General features: G+C 71.6%; 11 protein-coding genes. 2 read left to right on the top strand and 9 right to left on the bottom strand.

Features of this window, described 5'->3' with window-relative positions; all coding sequences use genetic code 11:
* Window positions 1-56 precede the first annotated feature (56 nt).
* Window positions 57-1,637: an amidase gene (locus tag ABTY62_RS02315; RefSeq protein ID WP_352127439.1), complete on the bottom strand. Its 1,581-nt coding sequence runs from the start codon at window positions 1,635-1,637 to the stop codon at window positions 57-59.
* Window positions 1,638-1,798: 161 nt separating this feature from the next.
* On the opposite strand from ABTY62_RS02315, the gene ABTY62_RS02310 reads away from it, so the two are divergent.
* Complete coding sequence (locus ABTY62_RS02310; RefSeq protein ID WP_352127438.1) at window positions 1,799-3,517, top strand: cellulase family glycosylhydrolase; 1,719 nt, start codon at window positions 1,799-1,801, stop codon at window positions 3,515-3,517.
* Between the two features lie 30 nt (window positions 3,518-3,547).
* On the opposite strand, the gene ABTY62_RS02305 is transcribed toward ABTY62_RS02310, so the two are convergent.
* From ABTY62_RS02305 to ABTY62_RS02270, 8 genes are all read right to left on the bottom strand, one after another.
* On the bottom strand, window positions 3,548-5,770 hold the full coding sequence (locus tag ABTY62_RS02305) for a peptidylprolyl isomerase (RefSeq protein ID WP_352127437.1): 2,223 nt from the start codon (window positions 5,768-5,770) through the stop codon (window positions 3,548-3,550).
* Window positions 5,767-6,867: a nucleotidyltransferase family protein gene (locus ABTY62_RS02300; protein WP_352127436.1), complete on the bottom strand. Its 1,101-nt coding sequence runs from the start codon at window positions 6,865-6,867 to the stop codon at window positions 5,767-5,769. The genes ABTY62_RS02305 and ABTY62_RS02300 overlap by 4 nt, the downstream gene beginning before the upstream one ends.
* 34 nt (window positions 6,868-6,901) lie before the next feature.
* Window positions 6,902-8,818: a RiPP maturation radical SAM C-methyltransferase gene (locus ABTY62_RS02295; RefSeq protein ID WP_352127435.1), complete on the bottom strand. Its 1,917-nt coding sequence runs from the start codon at window positions 8,816-8,818 to the stop codon at window positions 6,902-6,904.
* A gap of 29 nt (window positions 8,819-8,847) precedes the next feature.
* Window positions 8,848-9,672, bottom strand: coding sequence for an ABC transporter permease (locus tag ABTY62_RS02290; protein WP_352127434.1), 825 nt, complete (start codon window positions 9,670-9,672; stop codon window positions 8,848-8,850).
* Entirely contained in the window at window positions 9,659-10,426 is a 768-nt protein-coding gene (locus ABTY62_RS02285; RefSeq protein WP_352127433.1) for an ABC transporter permease, read from the bottom strand. The genes ABTY62_RS02290 and ABTY62_RS02285 overlap by 14 nt, the downstream gene beginning before the upstream one ends.
* Window positions 10,423-11,403 (bottom strand): ABC transporter ATP-binding protein, encoded by a 981-nt coding sequence (locus ABTY62_RS02280; RefSeq protein ID WP_352127432.1) that lies wholly within the window; start codon window positions 11,401-11,403, stop codon window positions 10,423-10,425. Before ABTY62_RS02280 ends, ABTY62_RS02285 begins: the two co-directional genes overlap by 4 nt.
* Window positions 11,400-13,520 (bottom strand): putative PEP-binding protein, encoded by a 2,121-nt coding sequence (locus ABTY62_RS02275; RefSeq protein WP_352127431.1) that lies wholly within the window; start codon window positions 13,518-13,520, stop codon window positions 11,400-11,402. The genes ABTY62_RS02280 and ABTY62_RS02275 overlap by 4 nt, the downstream gene beginning before the upstream one ends.
* A 302-nt stretch (window positions 13,521-13,822) precedes the next feature.
* Window positions 13,823-13,963 carry a hypothetical protein gene (locus tag ABTY62_RS02270; protein WP_311722214.1) on the bottom strand — a complete coding sequence of 47 codons (141 nt, stop codon included), beginning with the start codon at window positions 13,961-13,963 and terminating at the stop codon, window positions 13,823-13,825.
* 117 nt (window positions 13,964-14,080) lie between these two features.
* Here ABTY62_RS02270 and ABTY62_RS02265 point away from each other — a divergent pair, with 117 nt between their 5' ends.
* A complete protein-coding gene (locus tag ABTY62_RS02265) occupies window positions 14,081-14,701 on the top strand; it encodes an MBL fold metallo-hydrolase (protein WP_352127430.1) in 621 nt (206 codons plus the stop codon).
* The last annotated feature ends 143 nt before the right edge of the window (window positions 14,702-14,844 follow it).

The following is a 14,844-nucleotide window of genomic DNA, read 5'->3' as shown; positions in this document are numbered from 1 at the left end:
AAGTAACACGCGTTACACTTGCCGCGGTCACCTCCGGCTCCACCGGCGCGATGTCCTCAGGCGTCGGGCCCCACCGAGGGCAGATAGCGCGGTGGCCGCCAGGCGTGAAGTCGCCGCTCCACCGCGGCCCCCAGCGACAGGAGCGCCGCGTCCTCGTGGTCACCGGCCATCAGGAGCAGACCCACGGGCAGCTGGTCCACGGATCCGGCGGGCACCGACAGCGACGGGTATCCGGCCACGGCCGCGGGGGTCGAGGACGGGATGACGTCGTTGTCGCCGCGCGCGCAGTCGGTCGTCCAGGCGGGCGGGTTCGTCGGCGAGGCGATGGCGTCCAGCCGGTGGGCGGCCATGGTCTCGTCGATGGAACGCCGGGAGAGGTCCCGCAGCTCGGCACGGGTGGCCCGGTATTCCGGGTCGGTGACGGGAGGTGCGGCGAGGGCCTGCTCGAACAGCTCCTGGCCGGCGAAGCAGGTCCGCTCGGCCGGGTGGGCGCGGTTGAACTCGATCAGCTCGGCGAGGTCGCGCGGCCCGTCGCGGGTGGCGAGGTAGGCGTCGATGTCCCGGTGGAACTCGGTCAGCAGCGCCGGGAACTCGAGTTCGGCGAGCCGCTGCTGGTAGGGCGGCGTCACCTCGACGACCTCGGCCCCCGCGGCCCGCAGTCGCTCCGCGGTCCGGGTCATCACGGCGTCCACCTCCGGCCCGAGCGAGGGCAGCCGCCACAGGCCGATCCGTTTGCCGCGCAGACCCGAAAGACCCACAGCATCGCCCGGGGGCGAGGTGTCGCCGCCGCTGAGCACCGCAAGGGTGAGCGCGGCGTCGGTCACATTGCGCGCCATGGGCCCCGCGGTGTCCTGCTCGGCGGAGATCGGGACCACTCCGGCTCGGCTGACCAGGCCGAGGCTGGGCTTGTGGCCGACCACCCCGTTCATTCCGGCCGGGCACACGATGGAGCCGTCCGTCTCGGTGCCGATCGCCACCTGCGCCAGCGACGCGGCGAGCGCGGCGGCCGAGCCGGAGGAGGAGCCGCACGGATTCCGGTCCAGTACATAGGGGTTGTTGGTCTGCCCGCCGACCCCCGACCACCCCGATGTCGGCTTGGCCGCACGGAAGTTCGCCCACTCGGACAGGTTGGTCTTGCCGAGGATCACCGCCCCCGCGGCCCGCAACCGGGTCACCAGGGCGGCGTCGGTGCCCGGCGGGCCGCCGGCCAGCGCCAGGGACCCGGCCGTCGTGGGCATGTCGCGGGTGTTCACGTTGTCCTTGAGTAGGACGGGGATGCCGTCGAGCGGGCCGCGGGTGTCGCCGTCCCGATGCCGTGCGTCGCTGGCGGCCGCCTGGCGCAGGGCCGTCGGGTCGGTGCGCAGCACCGCGTTGATCTTGGGGTCGATGGTCTCGATGCGCCGCAGGTAGGCGGTGGTGAGCGCCGACGAGGTCAGCGAACCGCCCGCCATGCGCGCCTGGAGTTCCGGGATCGTCACCGTGTCGAGGTCGACTCCCGGCGCCCCCTGCGACGAGGCCGCCGACGGCCGGATCCCGACGCCGGATTCGGCGGCTTCCGCACGCGGACCCGGCGCACCCGCGCTCAGGGAGCCCACGACCAGGGCGGCGAGCAGGGTGGCAGTGCTCCGCTTCCTCATGCTCCTCATGACGATCAGCCGACTACAGGCCGACCACCCGGCACAAGGGCCTTTCCCGCCGCCCCGGTCGCGTCCTTACGCGAACAACGTTCGATCGTTAGCATCGGCACCGTCGCCGCTACGGGAGCGCTCCCATCAGAGATGACCGAGAAGGGGCCACTGTGAAGAGCCGTGCACGGAGATTCCTGACCGCTCTGGCGCTCTTTCTCGGTCTGGCGGTCGTACCGCCTCCGGCCCTCGCGGCCGACACCGGCACGGCCGAGGCCGGGAAACCCGCCGGCCCGGCCTCCGCGCGGTCCGCGGTCGCGGCCATGCAGCCCGGCTGGAACCTGGGCAACACCCTCGACTCCACCGGCGCCGACGAGACGTCGTGGGGAAACCCGAGGGTCACCCGGGAGCTGCTGAGGAGCGTGCGGGCGCAGGGCTTCAAGAGCATCCGGATCCCGGTGACGTGGAGCCGGCACCAGGGAGCGGCTCCGTCGTACACGGTCGACCCGGCGTATCTGGCCCGGGTCAAGGAGGTCGTGGACTGGGCGCTGGACGAGGACCTCTACGTCCTGATCAACGTCCATCACGACTCATGGCAGTGGGTCATGAACCTGCCGACCCAGCACGACGCCGTACTGGCCCGCTACACCGCGACCTGGACCCAGATCGCCGAGACCTTCCGTGACGCGCCCGGCAAGCTGCTCTTCGAGAGCGTCAACGAGCCTTATTTCGAGGGCAGTTCGGGCGACGCACAGAACGCCGAGCTGATGCGTGAACTCAACAGCACCTTCCACAACCTCGTACGCGCCTCCGGCGGCCGCAACGCGACCCGGCTGCTGGTCCTGCCGACCCTGCGCTCATCGCCGGACCAGGCCAGGGTGGACGAGCTGGTCGACACCTTCACCGCCCTGGACGACCCCAACCTGGTGGCGACGATCCACTACTACGGCTTCTGGCCGTTCAGCGTGAACATCGCCGGCTACACCCGCTTCGACGCGACCACGCAGAAGGACCTCACCGATACCCTCGACCGCCTCTACAACACCTTCGTGGCCCATGGCATCCCCGTGATCATCGGCGAGTACGGGCTGCTGGGCTTCGACCGGAGCACCGGCACCATCGAGCAGGGCGAGAAGCTGAAGTTCTTCGAGTACCTCGGCAACTACGCGCGCCTGCGGCAGCTGACCACCATGCTGTGGGACAACGGGCAGCACTTCCACCGCTCCGAGCTGCGGTGGAACGACCCGGGCCTGTACCGGCAGCTCCGGTCGAGCTGGACCGTCTCCTCGGCCACCGCGGCCACCGACCAGGTCTTCGTCCGCAAGGGCCAGGCGCCCGCGGACGCGAGGGTCGCGCTGAACCTCAACGGCAACGGGCTCACCTCGATCGTCCACGGCTCCAAGGCCCTCGTCAGGGGCCGGGACTACTCCGTGGACGGCGATGAGCTCACGCTCCCGGCCGCCACGCTGGCCCGGCTCACCGCGTCCCAGGAGTACGGCGTCAACGCCGTACTGTCCCTCCGGTTCTCCCGAGGGGTGCCTTGGGACCTGAACGTCATCACCTACGAGGCTCCCACGCTGACGGGCGCCACCGGCACCACGGGTTCCCTGGTGATCCCGACCGCCTTCCGCGGTGATCAACTGGCCACCATGGAGGCGGTCTACGCCGACGGCACCAACGCGGGCCCGCAGGACTGGACGTCGTACAAGGAGTTCGGCTACACGTTCGCACCGGACTACACGGCGGGGAAGATCACCCTCCAGTCGGTCTTCTTCGACGCGGTCAGGGACGGCTCCACGGTGACGCTGACGTTCCACTTCTGGAGCGGCACCACGGTGAAGTACCGGCTGACCAGGTCCGGTACCGCCGTCACGGGAGAGCCGATCGCATGAGCACCGCCGTAAGGCCCGACCGCTGGCTCCTCAGTCGGCCGAGATCGTGACCCGGTCGAGCCTGACCGCCGTGCGCGACGAGGCGATGTCGCCGACCACGCTCCGGGACGGGACGTCCGCCACCTCGCCGAAGATCGTGTAGTGCCCGTTCAGATGCGGTGCCGGAGCGAGGGTGATGAAGAACTGCGAACCGGTGCTGTCCCGGCCGAGATTCGCCATGGCCAGCTGGAACGGCCGCTCGAATCCCCGATCCGGAAGGACTTCGTCGGGTATCCGGTATCCGGCGCTGCCATGGCCGGTGCCCAGCCGGTCGCCGCCCTGGATGACGAATCCGGGCACGCGGCGGTGGAAGACGGTGCCGTCATAGAAACCGCCGGTGCCCGCGGCTCCGGTCAAGGGGTCGGTCCAGGGGCGGCTGCCGGTGGCCAGGCCCACGAAGTTGTCCGCTGTGTACGGGGCTTCGTCGGGCCGCAGGTCGAGGTGGATGTCGCCGTGCCCGGTGTGCAGGACGGCGGTGATGGACCGGTAGATCTTCAGGGGGGACGAGAAGGGGCGGCGCGCCACCATGCGGCGGACCCGCACCGGGGAGTCGCGCAGCGGGTCCCGCAGCGGGTCGAACGCGTCCCGCTCGCCGCGGTCTCCGCATCCGACGGTGCCGGGGGCGCTCCCGGGCAGCCCGGTGCCGCCCCACCCCGATCTCCCCGATCGCTCCGTTCGGGCCCCGGGCGGCGGGGTCGGGCTCGGCCCGAGCCACATCGGATGGTGTTCCGCCGAGTCGCGGAGCCGTCCGTGCCACAGCTCGCGGACCTCCGCCGAGGCATGGGTGAGCAGCGTGCCGAGATCGGTCGCCGCCTGGGCGTCCAACAGCTCGCGCATGGTCGCCGTGTCCTGGTATTTGTCGAAGAGCGAGCCGTTGTTGTGTTCGAGGGTGAAGCACTGGTCGACGAAGACCCGGTCCGGCAGTTCGTGGAGGACGTACCGGCGCACCATGGCGGCGACGGGGGCCCAGGCCTCTCCGCCGAACTCGACGCCCGGACCGGCGAACGCCTCGGTGGCGAGCTGGAGCGCCCGTGCGTGGCCCAGCTCACGGCGCAGACGCTGCCAGGTGACACGGCTGTCCCCCTGGTTGATCTCCGCGATGAAGTCCGCCAGCTCGCGCGGGTAGTGCCCGGTCCTGGCCCGTTCGTAGTGTCCGAGCTCGTTGCCGATCACGTTGTCCAGGTGGCCCGCCAGCTCGGCGCACAGGTGGGGCAGCCACTGGAACAGCCGTGCCCGGGCCGTGCGGTCGCCCGCCGCCGTCAGCCATTCGAGCAGATAGAAGTCGGCGGCGAGGGAGGACGGGTCGACATGGTCGACGAACCAGCGCGGGCTGTGGGCGGAGAGGTCAGCGGCCATCCGGGTCAGGGCCGTGTCGCGGTCGATGTCGCCGTCGAGATACCGGGGCCAGTGCCGTTCGGCCACCGCGTACAGCCGCGGATAGCGCCACTTGGTGCCCAGGACGTCGGCGCAGGGACGGTGCCCGGAGTCCACCGCGCGCACCAGATGCCCGGCCGTCATCTCGACGAGGATCTTGGTGAGGACGACCCGCAGCCGGCGCCGGTACGGAGCGCCGCCGGGCAGGCGCCGTACGAGCTCGGTGGACAGATGGCCCTCGGGAATGGCCCCGGACTTCAGCTGGGCCCAGCCCAGCATGGTCAGGACGGCGTCCGCGAGCGTGGCGCCCCGGAACCGGCGGCAGTCGGCGTAGACGCCGGTGGCCCTGCCCTCGGCGATCAGAAAGCCCGTGGCGGGCGGGGCGGGGGCGAGCGGCACGAGGTGGAGGTCCAGCGTCCGCCCGGTGTCGACGGTGCCCAGCGCGGCGCGGAGCGGGGCGAGATAGCGCTCGGGTGCGAGGAGGTCGGTCACCTCCGCGACCCCCTGTTTGCGGACGTCCTCGAACAGCGGGAGCGCGTCGGCGAGCGTCGGCGCGGCGGCGGTCAGCGCGGTGGTGATGAGCTCGGCGCCGGGACGGAGGGCGTCGTCGTCGACGAGCGTGGGCAGATCCTGTGGCCTGCGTGCGGCGGCCAGGAACGCGGGCAGGCCGGAGCCGACCGTCCGCGCCCAGGACCGCAGCCCGTCGCGGAACAGATCGGTCTCGGGGGTGACCGGCCTGGGCAGGAAGTTGAGTTCCCAGGAGCCGGTGCGTCCGATCAGCTCGCGCTGGAGCGCCAGGGCGAGATCGAGGGTGGTGCTGCGCTGCTGACGGAACCTCACGCGCGACCCCGCTCTCCCCGTGGTCCGCCCGATTCGGTGAGCAGGCCCGCGTCCCGTAATTCGGTGATGATGCTCCGGCACCGCTGCTCGGTCAGCCCGGCGAACGCGGGCGACTCCTTCGACAGCTCCAGCACGGCCTCGGTGACGGCCCGCTCGGCACGCCCATGGCACAGGCCCCAGACCAGCGCCGTGTGGGGCGGCAGGCGGAAGTGCCGGCCGCCGGGCCGGACCAGCGTCACCATGTCGTCGTAGGCGCGCGGGAAGAACCCCGGGGCTCTGCGCAGCGGGCCGCTCCCCTCCAGCCAGGCCGGCCAGCGGGAGACGTCGACGTCCTGCCAGCCCAGGGTGGCGGTGGCGATCAGACAGGTCTGGGCGAACGACATCATCGCGGTCAGCCCGGCCTGTGGGTCGGCGGCCAGCGGGTCCTCCCGCAGCAGCCGTTGGAACTCGGCGAAGGGGAACCCCTCGGGGCCGCCGCGGGCGAGCTGCCGCCACACCCATTTCTCGCCGAAGTACAGCTCCCCGCACGCCGCGGCCAGCGCCTTGCCGGCACACACCAGTGCGCGCCGGCCGACGAGCGCGGCCGGGTCCAGGTCGACCGGGCTGTCCGACGCGCGCAGCCCCAGGCAGTCCTCGGCCGCGAAGAACGCGGCGAGGATCCAGTTGTTCATGACCCGGCGGGAGAGCCGGAGGGGCTGCTCGGCGAGCCGCTGCCGCAGCGCGGCCAGCGTGCCGGAGTCGGTCACGATGTCGCCTGTCCACAGCCGGACGGCCAGCGCGACCTCGCGCTCCGACAGCGTCTCTCCCGTGTGGTCCGAGCGCAGTCCCGTGCCGAGGACCCGGTCGACCAGCGACTCCAGGGTGTCCGGCGAGAGATGCTGTACGTCGACGCGGACGGTGTCGGCGAACATCTGCCGCCGTTCCTCGTGCGCCGAGGAGCTGACCAGATAGATGTCGATGTCGCTGGTGGCGCTGCCGAGCCCGACCACCGAACTGCCCGCGACGAACGCCGCGTCCGCGTTCACCGTGGCGGCCAGGCGGGCAGCGACGCTTCTGCCCAGACGGACCCGGTCCCGGGCCGATGCGGCCTGTGTCATGCGCTCACCCCTCCTTGACGCGTGGCCACGACGCCTACCAGCCGGGGTTTTCCGGCAGCGCGAGCCCGAGGTATCTGCCGTCGTCCGACACCATCACCCCGGCCCGGCAGCACTGTTCGAGGAAGGCCCTCACCTCGTCCTCGGACACGGGCACCTTCTTCGCCACCAGTTCCCGGGCGATGGCCGCCGCTCCGCGGGGCGCGTCGCCGCAGGACTCGTAGGCCTCGGCCTTCCAGCCCGCCAGGACGGCCCGCCTGGGCTGGTCGGTCCGGCGGTCGATCAGCGTCAGCTTCCCGGGCAGCCGCTGGTAGACGAGGCTGGGCTTCGCCTCGGAGAACCGCCTCTGCCATTGCGAGACGGCGGCGCCCAGCTCCGCCACGACTTCCTTGGAGCAGGTGCCGGACACCTCGTAGTCGAAGAAGTACGCGATCTTCTCATGGTCCAGGGAGGCCGGATAGACATGGCCGTAGCTGGCCCGGGGCCGGATGTCGGTCATGGGGAAGGACGGGTCCGTGAAGTAGGGGCTGAAGCGCTCCAGCCAGATCCTTCCGCAGCCCCCCGGTGGCTGGAGATGGTGCAGCAGCGGGAGCAGGCGCAGCTGCTCCGCGTAGTCCTCCCCGGTCTCCCCCGGGAATCCCGCCAGGATGTTCCAGGAGACGTCGATCCCGTAGTACATGGCCCATTTCAGCAGCCGGATATTGATCAGCTTGCTTGCGCCCTTGCGCATCAGGCGCAGCACATGGGTGCTCAGGCTCTCGATTCCGGGCTGGATGCGGAGGATCCCGGCATGTCTCAGGGTGGCGAGCTGCTCCCGGGTGAGATTGGCCTTCACCTCGAAGAAGAGGTTCACGTCCCAGTGCTCTTCCGCGAGTTGTGCGCAGAGCGTCGAGAAGTACCCCATGTCGAGGATGTTGTCCACGGTGTCGACGTGCACCACCGGGTAGTCCCGCAGCAGCGCGGCGAGTTCGGTGAACGCGCGGGAGCCGGACTTGGACCGGTACGCCATGCCGAGCGCGTTGAGGCCGCAGAAGGTGCAGTGGTGTTTCTGGCCCCACCAGCAGCCCCGGGAGAACTCCACCGGCAGCCGTACGGGGGCCCGGCCCAGCAGCCGGGCGCGGTCGAACCGCTCCAGCCAGGCGAAGTAGTCCCGGTAGTCCGGGACGGGAAGCTCGTCGAGTGCCTGTGGGCGCCGGGCGTCGGCGGTCGGGGGCCGGCCGGTGGCGCCGTGCCGCAGCACGCCGGGGAGCGGGGTGTCGACGCCGTCGGCGATGTTGTTCAGCAACGCGGGGAACGCGAGGTCGCCCTCGCCGGCCACGACGTAGTCGAGCCAGGGCAGCTTCCTCGCGTACTCGGCCCCCATCTCGCCGTCGAAGTTCGCACCCCCGTAGACCAGTGTCACGCCCGGGTGGCATTCCTTGATCTTCCTGCCCAGTGCGAGGGACGCCGTGTTCTGCATGAACGTGGAGGTGAAGCCGATGACGTCGTACTCCCCCCAGACCGGCCTGGCCGCGCACTCGGCGATCCAGTCGGGCAGCGTCTCACGGCGTGTCCGGGCGAGGTCCTCGAGGCCCTTTCCGGTCAGCTCGTCCCAGATGGACTTCACTTCCGGATACTCGCCGAAGTACGCGTCGTCGGCGGTGACCTCGCCGAAGGCGGCGTAGGAGAAGAGCCACTCGCCCATCAGGTGCAGCCGCTCGGAGGCGATGTTGGCGATCGCGTCGTAGGCCCCGGCCCCGAAGAGCGAGGCGAACTCGATGTTGAGGTAGTGGCTGTCGCACTCGTGCCCGGCGCTCCGGGTGATGGACTGGAGCAGTCCGCACTGGATGGAGGGCGCGTGGATGCGCGCCCAGGGCATGTTCACCAGGGCGACGCGCAGCCGTCTGGCGGGCGGTGTGCGGTCCTGTGGTTCCTGTGCCGTACGCACGGCCAGGGGCAGGTGGATGATGCTCATCGGTTTCCCCTCGGGTGTGGGCACATCGGTCACTCGAAGTCGTCGTGGCCGAGCCTGCTCGCGCGCCGGGCCTGGACGAGGATCGACAGCGCGGCGAGGGCGGTGAAACCGAGGCCGGCGGCGGCCTCGAGACCGAGGTCGCCGAGCCAGGGCCGCCCGGCCATCCCCGCGCGGACGGCGTCCAGGCCGTGCCGGCCGGGCAGCACTTGGCCGATCGCGTCCACCCAGGCCACCCGGCCGGTCGGGACGATCGCGCCGCTGCACAGCATGACCAGGTACGACAGGACGTTCGGCGCCACCACGTCGGCCCGTTTGCCGACCGTCATCGTCGCCCCGGCGAGCCCCAGCACGCTGAGGGTGAGCGCGATGAGCGCGTACACCCACGCCCAGGGCAGCAGCCGGAGGGCGAAGTCCGTCATCCCGAGGAGGGGGGCCGCGATCGCGGCCTGGACGAGGAGCAGGACCCAGCCCATGACGGGATAGGGAAGCGCCCGGGCGATCTGGGTGACCGTGGGGGACAGCGCGCCGGTCCGGACCCGGGCGAAGGTGGCGTACTGCTTGTCCAGGACGGGGACGGCGACGACACCGTTGACGTTGGTGCCGCTCAGCACCAGCACCAGCGAGCCGGCGAACGCGTACTCCCGGTGTCCGGGACCGGCGAGGACCTCCGCGAGCGTGGTGAAGAACAGGATCTGGAGGACCCCGCGCGGCAGGGTGGCGCCGAGCAGACCGGCGGGCGTCTCGAGCGCGCGGTACTCCAGCCAGCCCATGCGGGCCGCTTCGGCCGCCCGCCAGGCCAGGGGGGCGCGGGCCGGGGCGGCGCCATGCGCCCGGGCGGCGTCATGCGAGGTCAAGCGTGCCCCCCTTCCGGGACACCTCGACGGATCTGCGGTAGGCGAACCCCGCGGCGGAGAAGTAGCCGAGCGTCAGCAGCGTCGCGATGCCCAGCGGGGCGGCCGTGACATCGCCGGTGGCCGCGCCGACCATGCAGTCCTTGATCCAGTGCAGGCTGATCACCTCGGGCACCCAGCGCAGCCACTCCGGCAGCGCGTCCGCGGGGATGAGCAGCCCGCCGAGGACGAAGACCGGGTACATCAGCGCGTGGGACCACACCAGCCCGTTGCGGGTCACCAGGAAGAGACATGACACCAGCGCCCCGAGGGCGGTGCCGGAACACACCAGCACCACCAGCGACACCGCGATCCACCCGGGGTGCGCCACGCTCAGCGGCAGCCCCAGCGCCGCCGCGGTGACACCGGTGGAGACGAGAATCGCCGCGACGCTGGTGACGGTGGCGCCCAGGCTCTTTCCCAGCAGCACCAGATACGGGGACCACACTCCCGAGACACAGCGGGCGAGCGTGCCGTAGGTGCGCTCGCGGCGCAGGACGCCTCCGCTCATCCACACCGTGGAGCCCCACAGGGCGGTCAGCGCCACGGCCACCACGAGCTCCGTCGCCCCGTCCCGGTCCGGGCGGCCGGTCTCCACCGCGGTCACCAGGAACACGGCGGGAAGCATGCCGGAGTTGACCAGCAGCAGCGGATTGCGGCGCATGGCCCGCTGCTCCATGCGGGCCGCGGTCAGGAACATCCACAGGGCGCCGCTCACCGCACCCCACCGACCCGGCTGCCGTTCGCCAGGCGCGCGGCCACATGCGAGTAGACGTCCTCGAGCCGCACCGGATCGATGCGCACGTCCAGGACGCTGACATGGGCCAGGGCCTTCTCCAGGAGGCCGAACGAGCCGACGCTCCAGTCGCGGACGTGCAGCCGGAGGGTCCATGCCCCCTCGGTGACGTCGACGCCGCCGACGGCGATGTCGGGTGACGACAGGGCGCCGCCGTCGGGCGGGCTGCCGGTGCCCCGCACCGTCACCGTGGCGGTGTAACCCGCCTGCCGGGCGAACTCGTCGACCGGCAGGTCGGCCGCGAGGGTGCCGCCCGAGAGGATGATCACCCGGCTGGCGAGGCGCTCGATGTCGAGCAGATAGTGGCTGGTGAGCAGGACCGACACCCCGGTGTCGCGCAGCGCGGCGACGGTGCCGCGCAGCCGTTCGGCCTCCACGGGGTCGAGGCCCACGGTCGGCTCGTCGAGCAGCAGCACCCGCGGCTCGGCGATCATGCCGATGGCGATGTGGAGCCGCTGGCGCATGCCCTTGGAGTAGGTCTCCACCGCGCGGTCGGCCGCGTCGACCAGGCCGACCTGTTCCAGGGCGGCGTCCAGCTTCGCGCTCAGGCCGCGCCGGCCCACCCCGGCGAGCATGGCGAAGAACCGCAGGTTGTCGCGGCCGCCCAGCTTGGCGTACAGGCCGCGGTCGCCGCCCAGCACCACGCCCGTCATACGGCGCACCTCGCGCAGATCGCGGGTGACGTCATGGCCGAAGATCCGGGCGCTGCCGGTCGTGGGCAGCAGCAGGGTGGCCAGGATCTTGGTGAGGGTGGTCTTGCCCGCGCCGTTGCTGCCCAGCAGGCCCACGATCTCGCCGACCCCGACCTGGAAACCGACGTCCCGCAGCGCCACGATCTCGTGTCCGCGGTCGGTGAAGGTGCGGCCCAGGTGTTCCACGACGATCGCCGGTTCGCTCAACGGGCCGCCTCCCTCGTGTGGACGTCCGTGGCCCCTTCGGCCACGGCGGCCCGCGCGGCGGCGAGCCTGGCCAGGGGGATGCGTGGCGGTGCGCAGGAGACATGGTCGAAGCCCGCCTCGGCGAAGAAGCGCACGGCCGCCGCGTCGGCGGCCTGCTCGCCGCAGGCGCCGAGCGTGATGTCGGGGCGTACCGCGCGTGCCTCGTCCGCGACCCGCCGGGCCAGGGCCCCGACCACCTCGAGGTCCAGCCGGGCGAAGGGCGATTCGGCGAGGAGCCCGAGGTCCTGGTAGGCGGGCAGCAGATGCCGTTCGGCGTCGTCGCGGGAGAGCCCCCAGACCAGCGCGGTCAGATCGTTGGTGCCCAGGGACAGGGAGTCCGCGCGGCGGGCGATGGACCGGGCCAGCAGCGCGGCCCGCGGGGTTTCGATCATGGCGCCGAGCGAGATGCCCGCCTCCTTGCGCGAGGTGCCCAGACGGTGGCAGACGTCGTCGAGCAGGCCCCGGACGAAGTCCAGCTCCGCCGGTGTGCTCACCATGGGGACCAGGAGCTCGGGCCGGGGGTCGCCACCCGCCCGGCGCACCGCGAGGGCCGCCTCCGCCAGCGCCTGGATCTGTACGGTCGTCAGCATCGGGAGCAGGACGCCCAGCCGCACGCCGCGCACCCCCAGCATGGGGTTGTGCTCGTGCAGGCGGCGCGTGATGTCGAGCCGGTCCCGGTCGGCGGGGGCGCCGGTCGCCGCCGAGGTCAGGGCGAGTTCGGTCAGATCGGGGAGGAACTCGTGGCGCGGGGGGTCGAGCAGCCGGATGGTGACGGGAAGCCCGTCCATCGCGCCGAGCACATCCGTGATCTCCGCCCGCAGGAGGGCGCGCATCGCGGCGAGGTCCTCCGCCATCTCGGGGCCGGGCCGGGCCATCAGGACCCGCTGGAGCGTCTGATGGCGCTCGCCGAGGAACATGTGCTCCAGCCGGCACAGCCCCACCCCGGTCGCGCCGAGCGCCCGCCCGGCGGCAGCGTCCGCGCCCGAGTCGGCGTTCACCCGCACCGAGATGCCGGGCAGCCCGGACAGCGCCTCGTCCAGCCAGCCGGGCAGCGGCGTGTCGGCCTGCCGTCCGGCGGTCCCCTGCTTCCGGCCGCCGAGATGGATCGTCCCGGCACCGCCGTCCACCGTCACCAGGTCGCCGGCGCGGACGGCGTCGCCGCCCGTGGTGCGCAGGCTCGTGCCGTCCCCGTCCAGCACGCCGTCGACGAGGGCGGCGACGGCCGGCCGGCCGAGTCCGCGCGCCACGACCGCCGCGTGTGAGGTCTGTCCGCCCCGCTCGGTCACGATGGCCGTCGCGGCGAGCAGGCCCGGCAGGTCCTCCGGCCTGGACTCGGCGAGGACGAGCACCGGCCGCTCGCCGTTCGCCTGCGCGGCGACGGCCTCGGCCGCGCCGAAGACGACGGTGCCGGTGGCGATGCCGGGGGACACGCCGAGGCCGCGCGCGGCGACGGGCAGGCCGAGGGACCGGGCCGGTGCGGAGCGCGCCTGCTCGATGTCCGCGGGCTCCACCAGCGACACCGCCCGCGCGGGGGTCAGCCGGCCCTGTCGGTACCGCGTGGCCACGGCGCGCAGGCGAGCGGCGCCGTGCAGGGGGGCCGGGGTGATTCCGACGAGGTGCGCGTGGCCGTGTTCGACGGCGAATTCCACCCTGGCCGGCCAGTCGAGTTCGGCTTCGGCGGCGCGGACGGCCTCGCGTAACCGAGGGCCCCAGGGCTGTGTGTCGATCATTCCGGCGAGATCCGTGCCGCCCGCCGTCAGCAGCTGGGCCCCGGATCCGCCCGCGAGATAGGTGCCGGTCACGCCGGGGCGGCCGGTCGACGGATCGCAGGAATAGGCGAGTCCGCTGCCTCCGTCGGGGCCGCACCACAACAGCTGCCGCCCGAGCATGAACTGATCCGGTCCCGTCCCGTCCCTGGTCAGCGCGCGGACCAGGGTGGTCACCTGCTCGACGGGGTCGTCGGGAAGCGCGGCGCCGGGATCCACGGCGGCGAGGGCGGCGGTCAGTTCGGCCCGGCGGGCCGCGGCGAATTCATCACCGGCGAGCCCTGCCAGCCACCGTTGGCCGGCAGGGCCCATTCCGAGAAATGACAGGCGACTTCCCTTCGGGCAGGGAAGCCATGCTGTCAGGAAAACGGGGTCATCCGCGCTCCCGAGGCGGTGATCGGGATCGAGCGCGCCGATCGCCTCATGGATGGTGTCGTCAGCCGCATCGACCGGCAGCCGCAATGCTGAATCAGCGGGGAGGCAGCCCGGCAGATGATCATTGACCACGCGCTGTATCCCCATCTCCCAAGGGCGAGGTTCGGCACCGATGCCGGTGGTGAACCTTTATTGACAACATGCCCCGAATAGGCGAGGGGCGGGTTGACGAGTGGACGTTACCGCTTTACGAACTCGGGGCGGACGCCGAGCAGGTACACGCGGTCATCCAGGTCATCGGCCTCCTCCGGGGAGATCGGGGAGAACTCCAGCTCAGCCAGGTCGGCCAGCTCTTCGACGTTCGAGTTTGATATGTCCATGATCTGACGCTAGCAGGGCCCGCACCTTGCGACAAGGTGAACTGCCAACGTCCGCAGGGGAGTTGACAAGTGCGCCTTTCCGGTCATTCCTTCCGGAGGGAATTCAGGTTTCCGGTTATGCTCACGCGGGTGCGAATGACGCGGATCACCAAGTACACCCATTCCTGCGTCCGGTTGGAACACGACGGCGGCGGCACGCTGGTCATCGACCCCGGCATCTGGAGCGAGCCCGAGGCCCTCGTGGGCGCGGACGCGGTCCTGGTGACCCACGAACACGACGACCACATGGACCTGTTGCGGCTGAAAGGGCTGGGAATCCCGGTCTACGCGCCCAAGGCGGCACGGATCCCGGGCCTGGACTTCACCGGTGTCGTCGCCGGTGAGGAATTCACCGCGGCGGGTTTCCGGGTGACCGCCCACGGCGGGCGGCACGCGCGTATCTACGGCGAACTCCCGGACTGCGCCAATCTCGGCTACCTCGTCGAGGACAGCCTCTATCACCCCGGGGACTCGCTGCACCTTCCCGGCCGGCCGGTGGAGACACTGCTGGTCCCTCTTCAGGGGTCATGGCTGAAGACGGACGAGGCGATCGAGTTTGTCCGCCGGGTCGGGCCGGAGCGGGCGTACGGCATCCACGACGGGCAGATCAACGAGCGGGGGCTCGGCAGCCTCAACGGCTGGCTCACCGATCAGTGCGAGGGCCGCTACCGCTGGCTCCCGCCGGGCTCGTCCGCCTGACGGCCGAGCCGCCACCCCTATGGCACTTTCCCTAGTCCGGGTTCCGTCTCCTGGCCGCTCCTCTCCGCATCGTGTTATGTCTCATGGAGAATGCGGAAACTCCGCGGGGACGGGCAGTCGGCCACGGACACAGGGGTGGGACG

It is taken from the genome of Streptomyces sp. NPDC097640, assembly GCF_040302705.1.
Classification (GTDB): Bacteria; Actinomycetota; Actinomycetes; order Streptomycetales; family Streptomycetaceae; genus Streptomyces.
Note: the sequence above shows the minus strand (reverse complement) of the source record. Positions and strands in the feature narration are given on the sequence as shown.

Bases quoted from the DNA above. Each gene is read 5' to 3' on its own strand.
- ABTY62_RS02315 (WP_352127439.1), bottom strand. From the start codon at position 1,637: ATGAGGAAGCGGAGCACTGCCACCCTGCTCGCCGCCCTGGTCGTGGGC.
- ABTY62_RS02300 (WP_352127436.1), bottom strand. From the start codon at position 6,867: ATGACACAGGCCGCATCGGCCCGGGACCGGGTCCGTCTGGGCAGAAGC.
- ABTY62_RS02295 (WP_352127435.1), bottom strand. From the start codon at position 8,818: ATGAGCATCATCCACCTGCCCCTGGCCGTGCGTACGGCACAGGAACCA.
- ABTY62_RS02275 (WP_352127431.1), bottom strand. From the start codon at position 13,520: ATGGGCCCTGCCGGCCAACGGTGGCTGGCAGGGCTCGCCGGTGATGAA.
- ABTY62_RS02270 (WP_311722214.1), bottom strand. From the start codon at position 13,963: ATGGACATATCAAACTCGAACGTCGAAGAGCTGGCCGACCTGGCTGAG.
- ABTY62_RS02265 (WP_352127430.1), top strand. From the start codon at position 14,081: ATGCTCACGCGGGTGCGAATGACGCGGATCACCAAGTACACCCATTCC.